The sequence below is a fragment of the bacterium genome (genome assembly GCA_023150945.1).
Taxonomy (GTDB): domain Bacteria; phylum Zhuqueibacterota; class Zhuqueibacteria; order Zhuqueibacterales; family Zhuqueibacteraceae; genus Coneutiohabitans.
Genome location: JAKLJX010000016.1, coordinates 16840 through 36904 on the forward strand (window position 1 = coordinate 16840; position 20065 = coordinate 36904).

At 60.7% G+C, this 20065-nt stretch carries 17 protein-coding genes; all 17 read right to left on the reverse strand.

The window, feature by feature from the left end; translation table 11 throughout:
- Window positions 1-108: 108 nt before the first annotated feature.
- Window positions 109-2997 (reverse strand): hypothetical protein, encoded by a 2889-nt coding sequence (locus L6R21_19245; GenBank protein ID MCK6561336.1) that lies wholly within the window; start codon window positions 2995-2997, stop codon window positions 109-111.
- A gap of 855 nt (window positions 2998-3852) precedes the next feature.
- Window positions 3853-4284 (reverse strand): F0F1 ATP synthase subunit epsilon, encoded by a 432-nt coding sequence (locus tag L6R21_19250; GenBank protein ID MCK6561337.1) that lies wholly within the window; start codon window positions 4282-4284, stop codon window positions 3853-3855.
- Window positions 4285-4329: 45 nt separating this feature from the next.
- The gene (gene atpD / locus L6R21_19255) at window positions 4330-5730 is read right to left on the reverse strand and encodes a F0F1 ATP synthase subunit beta (protein MCK6561338.1); all 1401 of its coding nucleotides are present in this window, start codon (window positions 5728-5730) and stop codon (window positions 4330-4332) included.
- An 84-nt stretch (window positions 5731-5814) separates the two neighbouring features.
- Entirely contained in the window at window positions 5815-6681 is an 867-nt protein-coding gene (gene atpG, locus L6R21_19260) for an ATP synthase F1 subunit gamma (protein MCK6561339.1), read from the reverse strand.
- Window positions 6682-8226, reverse strand: a complete 1545-nt coding sequence (gene atpA / locus L6R21_19265; protein ID MCK6561340.1) for a F0F1 ATP synthase subunit alpha — start codon at window positions 8224-8226, stop codon at window positions 6682-6684.
- Window positions 8227-8316: 90 nt separating this feature from the next.
- Complete coding sequence (gene atpH, locus L6R21_19270; GenBank protein MCK6561341.1) at window positions 8317-8862, reverse strand: ATP synthase F1 subunit delta; 546 nt, start codon at window positions 8860-8862, stop codon at window positions 8317-8319.
- A 78-nt stretch (window positions 8863-8940) separates the two neighbouring features.
- Window positions 8941-9441: a F0F1 ATP synthase subunit B gene (gene atpF, locus L6R21_19275; GenBank protein ID MCK6561342.1), complete on the reverse strand. Its 501-nt coding sequence runs from the start codon at window positions 9439-9441 to the stop codon at window positions 8941-8943.
- A gap of 63 nt (window positions 9442-9504) precedes the next feature.
- Window positions 9505-9732 (reverse strand): ATP synthase F0 subunit C, encoded by a 228-nt coding sequence (locus tag L6R21_19280; protein MCK6561343.1) that lies wholly within the window; start codon window positions 9730-9732, stop codon window positions 9505-9507.
- 178 nt (window positions 9733-9910) lie between these two features.
- A complete protein-coding gene (gene atpB, locus L6R21_19285) occupies window positions 9911-10894 on the reverse strand; it encodes a F0F1 ATP synthase subunit A (protein ID MCK6561344.1) in 984 nt (327 codons plus the stop codon).
- The gene (locus L6R21_19290) at window positions 10891-11244 is read right to left on the reverse strand and encodes a hypothetical protein (GenBank protein ID MCK6561345.1); all 354 of its coding nucleotides are present in this window, start codon (window positions 11242-11244) and stop codon (window positions 10891-10893) included. Before L6R21_19290 ends, atpB begins: the two co-directional genes overlap by 4 nt.
- Before the next feature lie 6 nt (window positions 11245-11250).
- Entirely contained in the window at window positions 11251-11535 is a 285-nt protein-coding gene (locus tag L6R21_19295) for an AtpZ/AtpI family protein (protein ID MCK6561346.1), read from the reverse strand.
- Between the two features lie 7 nt (window positions 11536-11542).
- Window positions 11543-12001, reverse strand: coding sequence for a polymer-forming cytoskeletal protein (locus L6R21_19300; protein ID MCK6561347.1), 459 nt, complete (start codon window positions 11999-12001; stop codon window positions 11543-11545).
- Between the two features lie 28 nt (window positions 12002-12029).
- Entirely contained in the window at window positions 12030-12926 is an 897-nt protein-coding gene (locus tag L6R21_19305; GenBank protein ID MCK6561348.1) for a M23 family metallopeptidase, read from the reverse strand.
- Between the two features lie 259 nt (window positions 12927-13185).
- Window positions 13186-14286: a DNA-processing protein DprA gene (gene dprA, locus L6R21_19310; GenBank protein MCK6561349.1), complete on the reverse strand. Its 1101-nt coding sequence runs from the start codon at window positions 14284-14286 to the stop codon at window positions 13186-13188.
- A gap of 133 nt (window positions 14287-14419) precedes the next feature.
- Window positions 14420-15424 (reverse strand): GTPase ObgE, encoded by a 1005-nt coding sequence (gene obgE, locus L6R21_19315; protein MCK6561350.1) that lies wholly within the window; start codon window positions 15422-15424, stop codon window positions 14420-14422.
- Window positions 15425-15755: 331 nt separating this feature from the next.
- Window positions 15756-16139: a hypothetical protein gene (locus tag L6R21_19320; protein MCK6561351.1), complete on the reverse strand. Its 384-nt coding sequence runs from the start codon at window positions 16137-16139 to the stop codon at window positions 15756-15758.
- The gene (locus L6R21_19325; GenBank protein ID MCK6561352.1) at window positions 16139-19867 is read right to left on the reverse strand and encodes a translocation/assembly module TamB; all 3729 of its coding nucleotides are present in this window, start codon (window positions 19865-19867) and stop codon (window positions 16139-16141) included. Before L6R21_19325 ends, L6R21_19320 begins: the two co-directional genes overlap by 1 nt.
- Window positions 19868-20065: the final 198 nt, after the last annotated feature.

Below are 20065 nucleotides of genomic sequence, written 5' to 3' on the forward strand. Positions count from 1 at the left end.
CCTTCCATTCGCTCGAGGAGGTCGTTGGGGTTCGAATCCTGGGCGCCGCAGAAGCGCCAGTGGCAACCTCCGGTTCCGCGGCCGGACGCGACCGGCAACGGCACCCCGTTACGGCGTGCCTTTGTCCGGCGTGATCGCCGTCTTGGCTTGCTTTTCCGCCGGGACTTCGGAGCCGGAGGTGTCAAAATAGAAATAGTCGAAATACTTCTGATGCTCGAGCTTGTCCAGGCGCACTTGCTCTTCCAGCAGCTCTGCTTCAATGCGGCGCATCTCTTCATCGAAGCGCTTGAGACGCGCCTGCAGGCTGGCCTGGCGGTCGCGCAGCAGTTGATCAATGGAAGCAATGTTGGCCGCCTGCAATTCGATTTTGTGCGCGCGGCGCTCTAGCTCCTGAAAGGTCAGATCGCTCAGGCCGAACCCGGAGAAGTCCGCCCATTGATCGAAATCGCTTTCCACGGCCTCGACTTCGTAGCTGCTCAGCCAGGTTTGAAAGCGGTCCATGCGGTATTTCAGATCGGTCAAGTCCTGCTGCAGAATCTCGAAGCTCGTGGCAATTGCGGTGTTGTCGCGCTCGTGCGCTGACAACAGTTCCTGGAAGCGCACCACGTTTTCCTGCAAGCGGGTCTGCTCACTTTCCATTTCCACCATCAGGCTGTCAACGATTTGCCTGCGGTAGAGCGCGCCGCTCTCCTTGACAGCCAGCGGATATTCCACCCAATAATTCACCGCCTGCAGCGCCCGGTCGGCTTGGTAGACTTCCAGCGCCCGCACGATCCGGTTGCGCCGCTGCACCGCCTCCTTCGCCACTTCGGGCTGGCCCGCTTGTTCCGCCTCGGCGATGAGACGGTCGAAATGGCGAATCTGCACGTACATGCTCTGGCGCTCGTCGGCAAATTCATCCATCAGCAGATTGCCCTTGGGGCCGCGATAATTGAAATTCAGCAGCACCGCTTGCAGGTCCTGCTTGGCGAGCGCCACCAGCTCATAGAGCGGGCGATCCTGGCGCTCCAGCACCTGCTTTTCCATCTGCTCCAACTCCGCGAGCTGCGCCACCATTTGCCGGCGCTCTTCGTTGTATTCCTTCGACACGTCCAGCACGCCGCGGGCGTTGGTGACGTAGCGAAAATCTTTCATTGCCGGCTCGGGGCGGTCGAGCAGGCGTTTGCAATGCGCGCTGAGCGCCAGCGCTTCATAGACATAGTTCGAAGCAAGATAATTGCCCAGCAGAGCCTCGGTCTGCACCAGACTGCTTTCCAAATCGCCCTGCTTCATTTGCGCCCAAGCCAGCCCCAACAGGCTCTGATCATAATGCTCCGAGCCTTTGGAGACCTGCTCGAAATATCTGCCGGCGCTGGCGTAATCACCGCGCTCGTAGTAAATAAAACCCAGTTTGAGCAGCGCGTTGTTGCGCAGGAGCGTGTTGAAGGCATCACTCCAGGGCAGCGTCGCGGCGCTGGCGACGGCTTCAAAATGAGGATAGGCCGCGGCCGAGTTGCCGAGATTGACTTGCGCGACGCCGCGCAAATAGCGGGCGGCCAGGTTGTACTTGGAACTTTCCGGAATCTTGGCCAGCTCGGCGTCCGCTTCGTGGAAGCGATCGTGGGTGAGATGGTCGTAGCCGGCGAGATAGCGGCCGCGCGCGAGCACCTTCGGTTCCAGACTCGCCGACAGCGAATCCATCTGGCGATAATAGGCAAAGAACGGTTCCTGCCACTTGAGCGTGTGCGCAATGCTGATCAACCGCAACAATGCCGTGCCGCGAAATTTGCTGGCTGCATACTCGCGCAGAAGCTGTTCATAGACCTTGAAAGCCTCGGCGTAGATGCCGCGCCCATACAGCGATTCGGCGCGGTAGAACACCACCGCTTCCCAATTCGGCGTGAGGCCGTGGCGGGCGAAGTGCGGGCCATAGTCCTGCATGGCCGCCTGGAATTGCAGATCGGCAAGCAGGTAACGCTCTGCGGCATAATTGAGCAGGGCGTCGCTGAGATCGCGATTGAGCATGCGCAGGAAGGAGCGCGCGTCCGCAGTCTGCAGCAGATTCTTTTTCAATATGGCGTATTGCGTGCGTTTCACTTCGAAGGCGGTGTGGCGGCCGGCGCGCCATTCCTGAAAGGCCTGCTCCAGAGTGATGGTGGCGGAATCGGGTTGGATGGCATAGCCCAACAGGGTGACGAGTCCTTTGTCCAGCCGGGACAAGACCTGCCGGCGCTCGGCTTCCACGTCGAGCGCGGCCGTCAGCGTGGGCGCCTGCGCCTGGTCCAGCTTGTCGAGCTGTTGGAGGACTTTGGTGAGCTGATCGACTTCTTTGAGATAGGCGTGGGCAATCGCCGGTTCCTCGTGGGTGACGTCGTAAACGCGCGCCACGATCCCTTGAATCTTCTGTTTTTGCTGCTGGACGAGCTGCAGCGCGCTCGAATCCGCGCGCGCCAGCGCCGTGCGCTCGAAGCGTTCCAGCCGGTCGAACATGCGCAACACCGAATCGACTTCGACGTCGTATTCGCGGACCAGCCCGGCCTTGTAGCCGGTGGTGGGGACGTTCTTTTTGTAAAGCTCCCGGTTTTCAATGGCAGTCAACAGCCGGTCGCGCAGATCGCTGAACTGTTCCAGCAAATCGGTGCGATTCTCCAGGCGCAGCGTCTTGGCCAGCGCATGAATCTCGTCGAGCATGGCGAGAATGGCGTCCAGCTCGGCGGTGTAGTCCTGCACCATGCGATCCATCTCACCATAGATCTGCTGGAAGCCGGGTTGATCTTTGGCAATGCCTTCCAGACCGCGTTGCTTGACCTCGGTGTACAGATTTTTGATGCTCTCCAGCAGCAGCCGCTCCTGCGCGGCCGTCTCGACGAGGTAGCTCCGCGTCTTTTGATCAAGATAGAACTTCAGTTTCTCGTCATAGCGCACAGCCTTTTGCTTGTCGAAAATGCGGCTCTCTTGAGCGGTTGCCGGAGCGACGAGGAGGGGAAGGAGGTGCAGGGCGGAGGAAAGCAAAAACATCGCAGCAATGCTTCGAACGCGACCTTCCCTTAGTCCTTTTGGCCACATGGTCATCCTCGGTTTTGGTAGCATGCCAGCCCACTGCCTGGCGCGACGATCATCACCTGCGCAGCTCGGAGTCGAGAGGAATCGACCCGTGGTCTGCGGCGCACAACCCATCCGTGGATTGCAAATCATTTTTTACAATCTATCTGAGGCTTTATATACTGGCAGTGCCTCACGATTACGTAAGCAAAATTTTTTCGGCCGCGCGCCCCCACCGGCAACCGCCGGCCCACTGTCGCGCCCGCGTGACAGTGGCAGCCCCTCGGTTTGCCAGCCGGTCTTGACAGCGAGAGTATACCGCCAATAAATGAAAATGCCGATTATCGCGGTAATGGCAGCGCGTTCAAAGTTGCAGTTCATGAGGCGCGCGCTTCCCACCGGCCGCGATGCTCGGCATTGTTCAAACTCGTGCAGAACCTAGCGGCAGTCGCCGCGGATTGCAGAAAAGCCGGTGCAGGGACGATCTTTTTCTCGTCAGGTTGGCGGGTGGAAAGGGCGGATCATCGAGGCAAGAGGAGACGAGTTCATTGTGAAAAGAATCAGTCTTCAGGCCGGTCGCCTGCAAAGCTGATCTACTCTTCTCAAGAGGGCTGGGATGCGCTGCTCTCCTTGCATGCGCATGATGAGGTCTTTGGCTTCAGCAGCGCGAAGGCAAAACTGTGCGCGCCACCGTCAGTATGGTCAACAGTTCACTGCCGGGTATGGAGAATTGTCGGATGGAAAAAGCTTGCAGGAATAACACTCTTTGCCGTTGTCGGGCAGGATCGCATTGGCCGCAGGAACGGCGGGGAAACGGGCGGGGGGCGGCGGTCAAGTCTTCATCAGTTCAACTACCTTCAAGCGATTGATTGCGCGCGCCAGGGCGGCCTCGGCGCGCAACACATCCCACTGCTTGCGGCCCTCCTGCAGGCGGCGCTCGGCGCGCTCTTTCGCCTGCCGCGCGCGTTCGGCATCGATCGCAGAAGCCGGCTCCGCCGCCTCCGCCAGAATCTTCACGCCACTGGGCATGACCTCGGCAATGCCGCCGCTGATGGCAAAGTACTTCGTCTGGTCGCCGATCTCCACTTTCAGATAGCCGACTTTGAGTGTCGCCAGCATATTCGTGTGATGCGGCAGCACACCGAAATAGCCAGCCTCTCCCGGCGCAACCACAGCGTTGACTTGCGCCGAAAAGACTTTGCTCGCCGGCGTGACGATTTCGAGAAGATAACTCTTTGCGGAGGCCATGGTGATCGCGGGCATGGGCCGCCGGCCGGGCGCAAACCCGCCGGCAACCGGCAGCCGGTTTTATCCTTTCATCTTCTTGGCGTTCTGCACCGCTTCTTCGATCGTGCCGACCATGTAGAACGCCTGCTCCGGCAGATCGTCATATTCGCCTTCGACAATGCCCTTGAAGCCGCGCACCGTGTCTTCCAGGCGGACGTAGCGGCCGGGCGTGCCGGTGAATTCCTCGGCGACGTGGAAGGGCTGGCTCAGGAACTTCTCCAGACGGCGCGCGCGATTGACCACGATCTTGTCGTCATCGGAAAGCTCTTCCATGCCGAGGATCGCGATGATGTCCTGCAGCTCCTTGTACTTCTGCAGAATCTGCTGCACCTGGCGGGCGACGCGGTAGTGCTCTTCGCCCACCACTTGCGACGACAGAATGCGGGAGGTGGAATCGAGCGGATCAACTGCCGGATAGATGCCCAGCTCGACGATGCGGCGCGACAACACGGTGGTGGCATCGAGATGCGCGAAGGTGGTGGCGGGCGCCGGATCGGTCAAATCGTCGGCGGGCACGTAGATGGCCTGCACCGAAGTCACCGAGCCTTTGCGCGTGGAAGTGATGCGCTCCTGCAGCGCGCCCATTTCGGTGGCGAGCGTCGGTTGATAACCCACCGCCGAGGGCATGCGGCCGAGCAGCGCCGAAACTTCCGAGCCGGCCTGGGTGAAGCGAAAAATGTTGTCGATGAATAGCAGCACGTCCTTGCCTTCGAAATCGCGGAAATACTCGGCAATCGTCAGCGCCGAAAGGCCGACCCGCAAACGTGCGCCCGGGGGCTCGTTCATCTGGCCGAACACCATGCTGGTTTTCGAGATCACGCCGGAGTGCGTCATTTCCAAAAGCAGGTCGTTGCCTTCTCGCGTGCGCTCGCCCACGCCGCTGAACACCGAATAACCGCCGTGCTCGGTGGCGATGTTGCGGATCAGCTCCTGAATCAACACGGTCTTGCCCACGCCGGCGCCGCCGAACAGGCCGGTTTTGCCGCCCTTGGAATAAGGCTCGAGCAAATCGATGACCTTGATGCCGGTTTCCAGAATTTCCGAGCGCGGATCCAAATCTTCCAAAGCCGGCGCGGGGCGGTGAATCGGCAGGTAGCGTTCCGCTTGAATCGGGCCCTTCTCGTCAATGGGTTCGCCGATGACGTTCAGCAACCGGCCGAGGGTGCCGGTGCCCACCGGCATGGTGATCGGCTGGCCGGTGTTCTTCACTTTCATGCCGCGCACCAGGCCATCGGTGGAATCCATCGCCACGCAGCGCACGGTGTTTTCACCGAGGTGTTGTTGCACTTCCAACACCAGCCGGCTGCCGCCGGTATGATTCTGGACAACTTCCAAAGCGGTCAGAATGGCAGGAAGCTCGGCGTCTTCGAAAGCCACATCCACCACTGCGCCGATGACTTGAACCAATTTGCCTTCACTCATCAGGTCGTCACCTTTCTAAAACGAGAGTTTGATATCGCCGCTGCGTTGGCCGTGCGCCGCGTTTCCCGGCGGGTTGCACAGCCACTACTTGGTCAGGGCTTCCGCGCCGCCCACGATCTCCAGCAGCTCTTTGGTGATCGCAGCCTGCCGTGCTTTGTTGTAATGCAGCGTCAATTGCGCGATGATTTCCTTGGCATTGTCGGTGGCGGCATCCATGGCGGCCATGCGCGCGCCCAATTCCGCCGCATACGATTCCAGCAGGGCCTGCCAGACGGTAATGTTGATGTACTTGCGGCAGAGCGTATCCAGGATCTTCACCGGCGCAGGCTCGAACACGAAATCAGTCGGGTACTTTTCGTCCTGGGGCGGCCGCGGCACGATCGGCAGGAGCTGCTGCACCACCAGCTTTTGCTGGATCACCGATTTGAATTCATTGTAGACGAGATAGATGCGATCGAGGCTCCCGGCCAGATACTGCTCCTGAATCAGGCGGCCGAGGCCTTGCGCATGCACGAAATCGAGATTGTTGAAGAAGCCGGTGAGGTTTGCCAGGATGGGATAGCCGCGGCGATTGAAGTGTTCGAAACCTTTCTTGCCGGCGCAGATGAGCGCGGCTTCGACGCCCGGCTGCTGCGCCGCCTGAAACTCGCTGGTGGCGCGCCGAATGATGTTGGCGTTGAAGCTGCCGGCCAGGCCGCGGTCGCCGGTGACCACCACGAAGGCGAGGTGCTTCGGTTCCCGCACTGCCAGCAGCGGATGCCAGCTCGGATCGACTTTGGCGCTGACGTGGCCCAGCATTTCATCGAGGCTGTGGGCATAAGGCCGCGCTTTCAACATGCGCTCTTGCGCGCGCCGCAGCTTGGCGGCCGCCACCAGCTTCATGGCCTTGGTGATTTGCTGCGTGCTTCTGACGCTGGCAATTCGGCGCTTGATGTCACGAAGAGTCGCCATTTATGCCTTGCCGCCGAAAAGTTTCAAGAACTCATTGGCCGCCTCGAGCATCTGGCCGCGCAAATCATCGTCGATGGCCTTCTTGCTGCGCAGCGTCTCGAGGAGGGCGGGATGAGTCGATTCCAAATAGCTCAGGTATTCCGCTTCGAATCGTTGCATCTGATCCACCGGCAGGCTGTCCAACAGGCCGTTGGCGCCGACGAAAATGATGGCAATCTGTTTCTCGACCGGCAGTGGCTGATATTGGCCCTGCTTCAGCAGCTCCACCATGCGGGCGCCGCGCGCCAACTGCTGTTGCGTAACCTTGTCGAGATCGGAGCCGAACTTGGCGAACGCCGCCAGCTCGCGGTATTGCGCGAGATCGAGGCGCAAACGGCCGGCGACCTGCTTCATGGCCTTGATCTGGGCGTTGCCGCCGACGCGGCTCACCGAGATGCCGACGTTAATGGCGGGCCGCACGCCGGCGTAAAACAAATCGCCTTCCAAAAAGATCTGCCCGTCGGTGATCGAAATGACATTGGTGGGAATGTAGCCGGACACGTCACCCGCCTGGGTTTCGATGATCGGCAGCGCGGTGAGCGAGCCGCCGCCCTTGGTGACGCCATGGTGCCGCAGGGCGTTCATGTCATCGGTGAGTTTGGAGGCGCGCTCGAGCAGCCGCGAATGCAGATAGAAAACGTCACCGGGATAGGCTTCGCGGCCCGGCGGCCGGCGCAGCAGCAGCGAAACCTGGCGGTAAGCCCAGGCATGTTTGGAAAGATCGTCGTACACCACCAGGCAGTGCATGCCGTTGTCGCGGAAATATTCGCCCATGGCCGCGCCGGCGTAGGGTGCGATGAATTGCAGCGGCGCCGGATCGCTGGCATTGGCGGCCACCACGATGGAATAATCCATCGCGCCGGCGTCTTCCAGAGTCTTGATGACGCGCGCCACCGACGAGCCTTTCTGGCCGATGGCGACATAGATGCACTTGACGTCCCCGCCCTTTTGGTTGATGATGGTGTCCACCGCCACCGCGGTTTTGCCGGTGCCGCGGTCGCCGATGATCAACTCGCGCTGGCCGCGGCCGATGGGAATCATGGCGTCGATGGCCTTCAAGCCGGTTTGCAGCGGCTCTTTCACCGGCTGGCGCTGCACCACGCCCAGGGCCTTGCGTTCGAGCAAGCCGCGCGTACTGGCGTTCACCGGGCCTTTGCCGTCGCGCGGATTGCCGAGCGGGTCCACCACGCGGCCGAGCAGCTCCATGCCGACCGGCACGTCCATGACGCGTCCGGTGCGCTTGACGGGATCGCCTTCCCGGATTTCAGTGTCGCGGCCAAACAGCACCACACCCACGTTGTCTTCTTCCAGGTTGAGCGCCATGCCCATCACGCCGTTGTGGAATTCGACCAGCTCGCTGGCTTGGACGTTTTCCAGGCCGTAGACGCGGGCGATGCCGTCACCCACCTGAATGACTTCGCCGACCTCGGCGATGTCGACCTTTCTTTCAAAACCTTCGATCTGTTTTTTCAGAATCGAAGTGATTTCATCGGGACGAATTTCCATGAACTCCAGTCTCCAAGAAGTGGCTTTCGTTCGCGGCGGGCGCGGGAAGCGATGGTCGCACGAACGGCTTCCCGACCGCGGCGCCGGCCGTCAATTGCGCTGGCGGTGAATCGCCTCGCGCAAGCGCTGCAACTGCAACCGCACCGAGCCGTCGAGAATCTTGCCGTCCAAATCGAGAATCACGCCGCCGAGAATGCCGGGATCGACCCGGTTTTCGAGCTCGAGCTGCATCTTCAAGGTTTTGGTGAGATCCGCCTGCAGGGCATCCAGCTCGGGCTTGGTCATGGGCACGGCGGAAATCGCCAGCGCTCTCAGCTTGCGATGATGCTTGTCATAGAGCCGCTGCCAAGCCTGCTGGATCTCGCGATACATGCCAATCCGTCCCTTGTCCACCAGCAGGATCAGGAAGTTGAACACGATGGGGGAGCATTGCGCCTGCAACACGCGGGTGAGCGCGTGGCGTTTTTCTGCGCGGCTGCTTTCCGGGGAACGCAGAAACAGGTCCAACTCGCGGTTTTCTTCGATCGCGGCAACGACGCCATGCAACTCGCGGCGGATGGCCTCGAGTTGCTGGCGCTCCAGCGCCACGGCAAACAACGCGCGCGCGTAACGTTGCGCGAGGATACCCTGTTTCATAGGCTGACCGTCACTGGGGCCTGTGCACGATTTCGAGTTGGGGTTCGCGGGCCGGCGGGCGGCACGCCGCGAACGGTTTCAATTCGGTTCACCGACCAGCGGGTGAATCTCTTTCAGCGCCTGGCGGATGAGATCCTGGTGATCCTTGGCGCTGAGCGATTTCCCGATGATCTTGGCGGCGATGGCCACCGACAGCTCGCCGGCGGTGCGCTTGATTTCCTCCAGCGCCTTTTCCCGCTCCAGACCGATGTCGCGCTTGGCGCGCTGCAGCAGGGCTTCCGCTTCGGTTTGCGCCTTGAGCACGATTTCGTCGCGGGTGGCTTCCGCGGTTTTGCGGCTCTTCGCGATCATGTCCTGCGCCTCCTGGCGCGCCTTCGCCATCATTTGGTCATATTCGCGCCGCATGCGCTCCGCATTTTGCTGCGCCTGCTCGGCGCGCTCGAGCGATTCCCGAATCTTGCGGGTCCGTTCATCAATGGCCGCGACGATCGGCTGCCAGGCGAGCTTGCGCAGCAGCAACAGCAGCAGCACGAAAATGATGACCGTCCACGCGATCAGACCGGTGTGCAGTTCTAACATGCCTCATCTGAGAAATTGAACGATGAGCAACCGAACAAGCTGAATTGCCGAACAACGGACCGCTTACTTGCCGGCCAGCAAAAAGCAAATCACTTCGCCGAACAGCGCCACGCCTTCGATCAGCGCCGCGGCAATAATCATCGAGCCGCGCACGTCACCGGCGGCTTCGGGTTGCCGGCCAATCGCCTCCATCGCGGCACTTGCGATTTTGCCGATGCCGAATCCCGCGCTCATTGCCACGATGCCGGCGCCGATACCGGCGGCCAAGTGTGCCATGCCGAATTCACCCATTGCGAATTCCTCCGTCAGAGTTGAAAACCAGGAAAGAGTTTATTTTTGACATTGCCGAAAAGCCGATTATCCAACGCGGATTGCTGCCTGCGCCGCACCGCCGCAGCGGAACGGCGTACCCTGCCCTTCCGGAAAGAAACAGAACGACCCAGGAGGAGTCCGGCGCGCGGTCACGCGCTCAGTGCGCCGGCTCGGCGGGATGGGCTTCCTCCTCATGAGGCTCGGAATGAGCCGCCGCGAAACCGATGAAAAGAGCGGACAACAGGGTAAAAATGTAAGCCTGCAGGAAGGCAACCAGAATTTCCAGAAGATAAACGAACAGGCTGAACGCCACCGACACCGGCGCAATGCCGTAGCCCGCCGCCGGATTCGCGCCGTTCTTGCTGAAGATGAAGATCAGATTGATGAGCGCGAGAATGACGACGTGACCGGCGGTCATGTTGGCGAACAGACGAATGCACAGGGCGAAGGGCTTGGTGAACAGGCCGAGAAACTCCACCGGGATCATGACGATCCACATCGCGGGATGCACGCCGCCGGTGAGATGCTTCAGATAGCCCAGCACCCCGTGCGAACGGATGCTGGCGAACTGGGTGAGCAGAAAAGTCAGCGCGGCCAGGGCGGCGGTCACGCTCACGTTGCCGGTGGCGGTTGCCGCAAAGGGAACCAAGCCCAGGAGATTGCACGTCAGGATGAAGAAGAAAGCGGTGCAGAGATAGGGCACAAACGTCGCGGCGGCCTTCTCGCCCATGTTGGGAATGGCGATTTCCTTGTAGATGAATTCCACCACCGCATCCACCGCGGCGGCCCAGCCGGTGGGCACCGTGCCCGGACGGTTGCGCCGCGCGGCGGTGGCCAGCAGAATGAGCAAGAACACCGCGGCAGCCATCATCATCACCACGTGCTTGGTGATGGAAAAATCGATTCCGAAAAGCTCGAATTGCGGCAGGTGGACTTCGCCGAAAGGCTGGAAGTCCAGCTTGTTGGCATCACTGATGTGATGGAGGATGAAACTGCCGATGCTTTCCGAGGGGGGATGATGCGCCTCCTGCGGCGCTGCCGTCGCGGCCGCCGGCGGAGGATGGGAAGAGGTGTGTTCCTGCGGGGTGTCGCCTGCGAAGGTGAACAGTGCGAGAAACCAGCCAATCAGCAGCGGCGTCATGAATTCCTGATCGATTTAATGCGTTTGAAATGTCTCTGCAGAATCAGCGTTTCAGTGAATTGCAGGATCAGATACGTTCCCACCAGGGAAGCGGCGAAGATGGTGAGGTCCAGGCTCGAAAATTTCCACACCACGAACAGCGCCACCCCCACGACGATGACCCGAAACAGCAGGCCTCCGAAGAGCACACTCATGAAAATTTTGTGCGACCGGGTGCTGGCCCAGCGCAATGCCAGAAAACCGACGACCGCCATGCCGGCGCTGATGGCCAGACCGTACCCAAAACTCTGGGAGGCGGAGGATCCGGCCGCCACGGCCGGGAGCAACAAAGCAAGCGCTGCGCAGGTCAAGGTTTCTCACCCGGCGGTTTTGGATCGGTTCTGGCCGGCTTTGCGCGACCCGTCGGATTCCTGGCGCGTCAGCCGCATGACATTGTGATAGAGATTGATGAAGCCGGCAACTGCGCCAAACAGCACGCCGGCGATCAGCCCAATCGGCGAACTCGACAGCTTCGAATCCACCCAATACCCGAGCAAAGCAAACAGCACGGCGGACACGGCGAAGCGCAACCCGAGATCGAGATAGGCCACGACCCCTGGCATGCTTTTCAACCACGCACCCGGGTCAGGTTTGGACATCATGCGCGCCTCAAGGATGGGCGACATTCATCTCCGGGCGGCCCGGCCGGTTGGGCGAGGCCATGCGCGGCCGGCCATCGGGACCTTCGGGCAGGGCCAGCACTTTGGCATCCTCGCTCATCGAGCACACGCCGTCAAAAATGGCGCCTTCATCGATGACCAGCTTGGAGGCTTTGACTTCGCCGTTGAAGGAGGATTTTGCCTCCAGCACCACTTTGCCGCTGGCGAAGACTTTGCCCTTGATCCGGCCGCCGATGATCGCGTTCTTCACCCGGATTTCGCCTTCCACTTCTCCGTCTTTGCCGATCACCAGCGAATCCGTCGCGGTGATGTCACCCTTCACGCGGCCGTCAATGCGCAGACTGCTCTGCACCTTGATCGAGCCTTCCACGATGGAGCCTTTGCCGATGATGGTATTGAGGTCTCCGCCTTTGTCGAAATCTTCCATTTCCTTTTTTCCCAACATCATTGCCTCGTGTTGAAAGAATCAAAACTGTTTATGGCAGGGAGCCCGACCGAAGAGTCAGGAGGAATTCCCGCGGATCCACGGATTTTCCGCCCTGCGAAATTTCGAAATGCAGATGGGGTCCCGAGCTGCGGCCGGTGCTGCCGAGCAACGCAATGGGATCACCGCGTTTCACCAGGCTCTTCTCGCGCACCAACAGGCGGTCGTTGTGGCCATAATAGGAGAACAAATCACCGCCGTGGTGAATGATCACGAGATTGCCGAGGTCATTGTGCCAGCCGGCGAAGACGACGTAACCGCCCCCCGAAGCCACCACCACCGAGCCGCGCTTGCCGGCGATGTCGATGCCGGCGTGCGTCTGCCAGGGCATTTTGACCTCGCGCGAAAACTCTTCGCTCAGGAAACCCTGCACCGGCAGCAAGGTCGGCAGATTGACCGGGAACCTGTTGCTTTCCCTGGCATCGGCCATGAGCAAGCGGCCGCTGCCTTTGGCTTCGGTACCGCCCTCGCCGACGGTTGCCGCAGGCTCGGGGATTTCGGCGTCGGGCGCGGACTCGGTAGCCGCCGCCAGATTCGGCAACAACGAGGCGTTCAGGGTGGCGCGGCCGCTCTTGTGATTGTCCACGCCGAGCAGGCTCATGATCTTGCCCTGATCGCGATCCATGGCTTCGAGCTGCGCGGAAAGCCGATAGACCCGCTTGTTGTCCTCGAGCAGACGCGTATTCGAGCGCTCCAGCTCGGCGTTCTCACTGCTGACTTTGGCGTATTGAACGTAACCGACGACACCGAGAATCATGTGCAACACGAGCACGGCTGCCACGGCCATGATGATTTTGGCCTTCGTCCAGCTCAGACGAAAACTGTACGGCTCGGCATTGTCGTCTGGAATGAGCAAAACGGAAATGAGGCGCTGGCGTTTTTTCTTCATGGCACTTCTCATGTCGTTTACCGCCTGCCAGCTCTCGCGTGCATCGTTTCGATTGCAGGCCGGTCAAAGGAAGGATGAAAAACGAGCCGGATAATCCCCTGCAAATGCCCCTCAGAACTCGCTTTCATCGTTGATTATTCCTCCGCTCAGCAGTCCAAGAAAGGCTCGAACATAGAAAATCCGAGCCTAAAAGTCAACAGCTTTCTGGCTCCAAACAAGGCTCAAATGGCATGTTCTGCCATTCGGTCGTGCCTGCCCCTCAAGCTCTGACAAAAAATTTGCCCGGCAGTTGTTTGATGAGGCCGCGCAATTCTAAATCTAGCAAAATCGCCATCACTTGCGCAGAAGGCCGAGCCAACTTTCTTGTTAAAATATCGATGTGAAGCGGCTCATGCGAAAGCAAATTGAAAACTGCCGCGTCAGACTCCTGCAAATCCGGCGGCAACGGATGTTCATCTGCACCGCCCGTGAACAGATCGAGTTGGCCCTGCAACTCTTCCACAATCTCCTCGGCGCTTTCCACCAGCCGCGCGCCCTCGCGAATGAGTTGATGCGGTCCGGCGCTCTTGGCACTGAAGATATTACCCGGCAGCGCGAAAACTTCCCGGCCCTGCTCCAGTGCAAAATTGGCAGTGATCAAAGCGCCACTTTCGCGGCCGGCTTCGATCACAACCACGCCCAGTGACAATCCGCTGATGATACGGTTGCGCCGCGGGAAATTGACGGCATCAGGCTTGGTGCCGAAGGGGAATTCCGAAATCGCCGCGCCGCTGCCGGCGATTCCCTCCAGCAGGCCGCGATTCTCGGCGGGATAGACAACGTCCAACCCCGATCCCAACACTGCCACCGTACGCCCGCCGTTTTGCAGCACGGTGCGATGCGCGACGGTATCGATGCCGCGCGCCAAGCCGCTCACGATGGTGATCCCTCTGGCCACCAGGCCGGCCACGATTTTTTCGGTGGCCAGTTTGCCGTAGGAAGTGGGCGAGCGCGTGCCCACAATGGCAACGGCATTGTGGGCCACCGGTCGCAGCGAACCCTGCACATGCAACAGCACCGGCGCATCACTGATGTGCTTCAGCCGGGCGGGGTATGCTTCATCCCAAAATGTCACGATCGTGTACTGCCGGCGCTGCATGAGGGCGAGCTGCTGCCGCGCAAACTCCGGGTTGCGCGACGCCAACAGGCTTTGCGCCAGCGTCTGATCGATGCCCGAAACTCGACACAGCTCGCGTTGCGTGGCCTGCAACACTGCCGCGCCGGATCTGAAATGGCCGACCAGCGCGCGCACCCGCGCCGGGCCGATGCCAGGCACCGCAAGCAACTGAATGAGTGCCTCGAGCTCTTGTGTTTCCACCATGACCCCCGCTTGTGTCGCTGCAGTGATTGTCGTTCAACCTCGGCAACTCTGTTGGATACTTCCAGGCAGGAAGCGGTCGCGTGTCCTTCGCGAACTCTTGAGAAACTGCGCCGGCATGACCAGCGCCGGCGGCTCAGTCAACCGTTGGCCTGCTCGCCGGCTGCGGTTGCATTGCGGCCCACATCAAGTCGAGCAACTCCGGCAAGCCTTCGCCCGTCACGGCAGAAATGCGGCAGCAGGGAAAAGGCAATTGCTGCAAAAAAGCCTCGCCGGGATTTTCCTGCGGGACGAGATCGATTTTCGTGACCACGAGGAGGCGCGGCTTGTCGAGCAGGGCGCGATCGTATCCTGCCAGTTCCGCCAGCAGCGTTTCATAGGTTGATTTCATGTCCTCGGCGATGGCTTCGATCAAGATCACCAGCACGCGCGTGCGCTCGATGTGGCGCAGAAACTCGATGCCGAGGCCCTTGCCTTGATGCGCGCCGGCGATCAGGCCGGGAATGTCCGCCACCACAAAGCTCTGCTGCTCGCGATAGCGCACCACCCCCAAATTCGGCGTCAATGTGGTGAAAGGATAGTCGGCGATCTTTGGGCGCGCTGCCGAGATGCGGGAAAGCAGGGTGGATTTGCCCGCATTGGGCAGCCCCACCAATCCCACCTCTGCCAGCAGCTTCAACTCCAAAGTGAGCCACAGGCTTTCGCCCAGCTCGCCCGGTTCCCATTCGCGCGGTGATTGATGCGTCGCAGAGACATAGCGGGCATTGCCCCAGCCGCCGCGGCCGCCGCGCGCCACCACCAGCCGTTCGCCGGCACTCACCATGTCGGCGAGCATTTCGCCGCTCTCGGCATGGCGCACCACGGTTCCCGGCGGCACGCGAATCGTCACGTCCTTGCCGCTGCGGCCGGTTTTGTTGGCACCTTTGCCGTGCTCGCCACGCTCCGCGCGGAAATGCCGGCGAATCTGAAAATCCAGCAGCGTGCGCATGTCTTTGTCGACTTCCAGAATGATATTGCCGCCCGCGCCGCCGTCGCCGCCATCCGGGCCGCCTTTGGGCACAAACTTTTCACGCCGAAAACTCACGCAGCCGCTGCCACCGCGGCCGGCTTCAACATAAATTTTTGCGGAATCAACGAACATGCGATTTGTCGATTTGAGGTTGTCCCCAGTGCCGGGGAAGGTTTTGAGAGAATGACAACTTGACAATATGACGTTAGAAAGCTCACGCCGTAACGCATCAATCTGCAGCTCAAAAAAAAATCGCCCATTGATTTCAATAGGTACAGTTCTCAAAAGAACTGCTTTTCGACAGGATTGCAGGATTCACAAGATATCAGAAAAACCATGTCAATCCTGTTTTGCCGCTACGGATATTGGAATCTCACTCCGCGAACGCCGCAATTCCGCGGTGATTTTCTTGGAATGACACTTGGTCAAGCCAATCGTGCGCGGTGCCCACCTGCTGCTCGGTTCATGGAGCTGCGGGCTTGATCACCAGCTCGGGCAGCGAGGGCAGACTGAGACGGTTGCGCCCTGCGCGGCTCCGCACTTGCACAAAAAGCGGGAGCGAATCGCCGATCGTGAACGTGTGCGCGGTGAAGCCCCGGCCGATCACGATGGGCGTGGGCAGCTCAGCCAGCGGCGTGCCGGCCAAGCTGCGCGAGGACACATACAACAAGTAGCCGCTGAAGTCCGGCACACGGGTTTCCTCGCCGGCCTGCCAGGAGATCGTCAAGCTCTGGCCGGCGCGCCGGCTCTGCACGTTGGCGGGCGGCGGCAGCCCGATGACGTCCTGCACGTTCAGCATGGTCACGCATCCGGCCAGCGGCAGAAGCAGAATCCCAAGCCGCTTCATTACCACTCCTTTTTCCAGATCACGTCGAAGCCGGTGTCCTTTTCGTCCTTGCCGCCGCGCGTGGCCTGCAGGAAAAATTGCCGCAGCACTTCCAGTTCCAGCGTCACGCGCAAAGCCTCGGCGGAATTGAACGAGCTGAAATCCTGGCTCACGCTCACGAACAACTCATTGGTGAGATACTTTCCCACCAGCACCGAGCCGGGCGTCAATTCCTCGCCGCTGCCGAATTCGATGACATCCAGCTTCAGGCTTTCACCCAGCGATTTGGACAATTGCTGCGACACCAGCCCGGACACCACGCCGCTGGCAGTGCTGGTTAGGTCAATGCCGGAGCCTTGCGCCGGCACGTTGAACAGAATGTACGATATCGCATCCTTTTGCTCAATGGCTTTGTCATCATTGTCGAGCGAGAAAGCAATCTGCGGATTGGCGAGGGCACCGGTGATTTTGACGAACATCTCGTGCTTTTCCTTGCCCTGTCGAAAAACGTAGGACGCCAGCAGGTCGATTTGCACGGCGGTGGTGTAGTCGCCTTGAAAAATCAGCTTGCCGTTGCGCACGGTGAACTTCTTGCCGTACAGCTCATAGGTTCCGCGCACGATGTCGATGGCGCCGTAGAGCAAGTAATCCCCGCCTTCCTGCACCAAATCCAGCTCGCCGTTGAGTTCGAGATTGATGCCGGGGCCGCGCACCCAGGTGTTGCGCGGCATGCGAATCTTGAGTTCGCCGCGAATCTTGTCGAGCAGCCGTGCCCAGGCGCCGTCGTCCGTATTCGCCGGCGGCGCCTGCTGTTGAGGCTGCAATTCCGCTGCGTCGATCTGCAAAACGCGGCCGCTCTGAATGCCGCGCAAATAGTAGATGGCGCGGTCGATGGTCACGGCGCCGGCGTAGCGCAGGCCGTTGGCATCGCCCTGGAAACGGGTGGTGTCGCTGTCGATCCGCAGCTCCAGATCGCGGGTGTTGGCGAGCGGGAAATCTTGTGCCAGCACAAACCCTGCGAGGCTGGCGACTCCGCCATGCTCATTCAGCCGCAGCGTGCCGCTGGCATTGAGTTTTCCCTTGTCACTCATCACCTCGAAAAAGGGCAGCGCAACCTCCTCCGGCTGCAGGCTCATGGTCAAACGCAAATCGTGATAGGCCGTGCGATTCTGCGGCAGCCGGAAGGCGCCGTCGAAAACGCGAATCGTGCCGCCGGGCCGCATTTGCGCAAACGATCCCAAAATCTCGACGTCGCAGGCCAGCGTGCCGCGCACGTTCTGCACCGTGCGGGTGAAGGCCTGCAGAAAGGAAAGATCCAGCTTTTGCGCATCGGCTTGCAGGCGCAGGGGCCGGTCTCGGTAGAATTGCACCGGTGAGCCGTCCAGCGCCAGGCGCAGAGGCACAAAGCCCTCGCCGGTGAGTGAATCCGCGCTGCGCTGCTGCAACCCGAAAGTCCACTCCAGTTTTTCATCCTGATAATCGAAGGTGCCGGCCCAGCTCTGATAGGTGAATTCCGAAATCCGGCCATTGTTGATCAGGAAGTGGCCGTCCAGGCGTGGTGCCTGCGCCGTGCCGCGCACCAGCGTCTCGATGTCCAGCATGCCGTGTACCTCATCGTTGCTGCCGAAGAGCCGGGCGTAGCGTGACAGATCCAAATTCGACAGGCTCACGCGCAGACTCTCCGCGCCGACGAGACTCAACCGGCCGGCGAGCACGAAGTGCTCCGGCCCGGAACGCAACGCGAGATTGTGAAAGAAAAACGTCTCGGGCGCAAGCTCGATCCACATGCTGTCGCCGCCGGCTTCCCACGTGCGGTCATGAAAGTCGATTTGCGCCTGGCGCACGACCAGCCGCGCGGTATCGCCGAAAACATAGCGACCGCTCAGCACGCCGCTGCTGGCGGGATCGTACCACACCTCGGCGGCAAAATCAGCGGCGCGCGCATCAAAGGTGGCGCTGAGTTTCGCCGAATCCAGTGCCGTCGTTGCCAGACGCAACGCGCGGCCGGTGGCCTGCACCGCGCCGCCGCCGCCGGCTTGCTCAAAGTTGAATTCGCCGGCGAGCGATTTTGCGGCAATGGTGTTGAACTGCACTTGCGACAAACGAAAACCGCCATGCACCAGCAAAGAATCAAACCGGCCCTGCACCGTGCCGCCGATCACACCGTGGGCGCGCAAAGTGTCCACGGCCAGAAAACGGCGCACCAACTCCAGTCCGCCCGGCTTGGCCACGAAGTGCAGCAGATGAATGCGGCGGCGATTGAACCTGCCCTCCACTTCGAAGTGGCCGGCTTCCGTTTGCAGCCGCAACGTGTCCAGCACCATTTCGCCGGCGCGGCTCTGAAATTGTGCGGTGGCCGCGGCGAGGTCGATGCCGAGCATCTGCGAGGGCGACAGCGTAAGCGTGCCGCTGGCGCTGAGCGAATCGAGATGCAAGCGCGCGCCTTGCAAGCTCGCCGTGAAGTTCAAATTCGACACCAGCGTGGTGTCGAATGTGAAGGCCGCCAGATTCAGCCGCTGCGCCGCCAGGTTCACAGCAAAGCGTTGGGCGCCGGCCCAGTCTTCGAGGCGGCCCTGCCCACTGACTTCGCCCACCGGGGTTTGAATGAACAGATTTGCCTCCGCCTGCCCGTTGCGCGCCGTGCCCTCCAGGCTGAGGGAGGAAATGAGATGATCGCCCAAGCGCGAGGAATCGGCCTGGAGCGCCAGACTCGCATTCAGGCTGTCAAGACTCAGCCGGTCGCCGTGCAGGCGCAGGGAAAGATTGAGATCAGAGCGCGGCCCGCGGCCGGCCAGCAATCCGGCGAGATCGGCATGGCGCAGATCAGCGGAAAGATCGAAGGGAACGCGCGCAGAATCGCGGCGGGCATAAGCCACCAAACGGCCCTCGCCGGATTCATGTTTGAAATCGAAATCAGCGAGCACGCTGTCGCGGCTGCCCACGACACTCAGCCGCAAGTCAACCGGCCCGCTGGCCGGCAGGGCCGGCACGAAAGCGCGGACCTCTTCCAGTTGCAGCGGCGCGGCCGAAAGCTGCACGCGATAGAGCGGCCGCGCAAAATCACGCACAAAGAGATTGCCGGCCAACTGCGAGGCGCCCACGGCGAGGCGGAGATCGTCAATCCGAACCGACTCGGCGGTCTGCACGAGATGCGCTTGCAGATTGTGCACGGCGAGCGGAAAATCGCTGAGTTCAAAGGCGAGATTGCGCACTTCCACGACGGTTTGCGCGGTACGGTATTCCACCAGCAAACCGGCATTGAGCTTCTGCACGCGGCGCCGGAAGAAGAAGTTGGCGGTGTCCAGCGGCGCCACGGTCAGCGCGGCTTCGCGAATACGAATAACCGGCAGCACCACCGGCCAAATCGCGGTGGTGTCGGTGACGATCAAATTCTGCACGTTCCAACTGCTGTCGGGCCGCTGCCGCAGAAAAATCGCCGGCCGCTCGATGATGAGTTGATTGATCAAGACCCGGCGGTCCCACAACTCGGCGGCGGAAAAGCCGAATTCGATTCTGGGCACGCGCAGCACGGTTTCGCGCTCACGCTCGATCACCACATCGAAAATCTCGAAATGCGAGATCAAGTTGCCTTCGAGGCGCCCCAGGGTCAGGCGGCCGTTCAGCTTTTGCCGGGACAGCTCGACGATCTGGTCGCGCAGCCAGTCGCGAAAGCGCTGAGTTTGGGTGAACGCGGCCGCAGCGACGACGAGCAGCAGCAGCACGCCCAGCAGCCAAAGCAGGATTTTCATGAGTCTCTTCATTTCATCCCGTCGTCATCGCGGTGTCATCCCGGAGGAATATTGTTCTGCTCTTGGCACGTGGAAAACCTTCTAGCAAAAGTGCTCCTGCAACGGCTTGGTCGCTGCCTCAAAAACCTCAGGGTTTCCACGGTGCTCGAAGTTTTGGAAAGCCCGGCTCAGCCGAGGTTGGAACAGTCTTGGACGGAT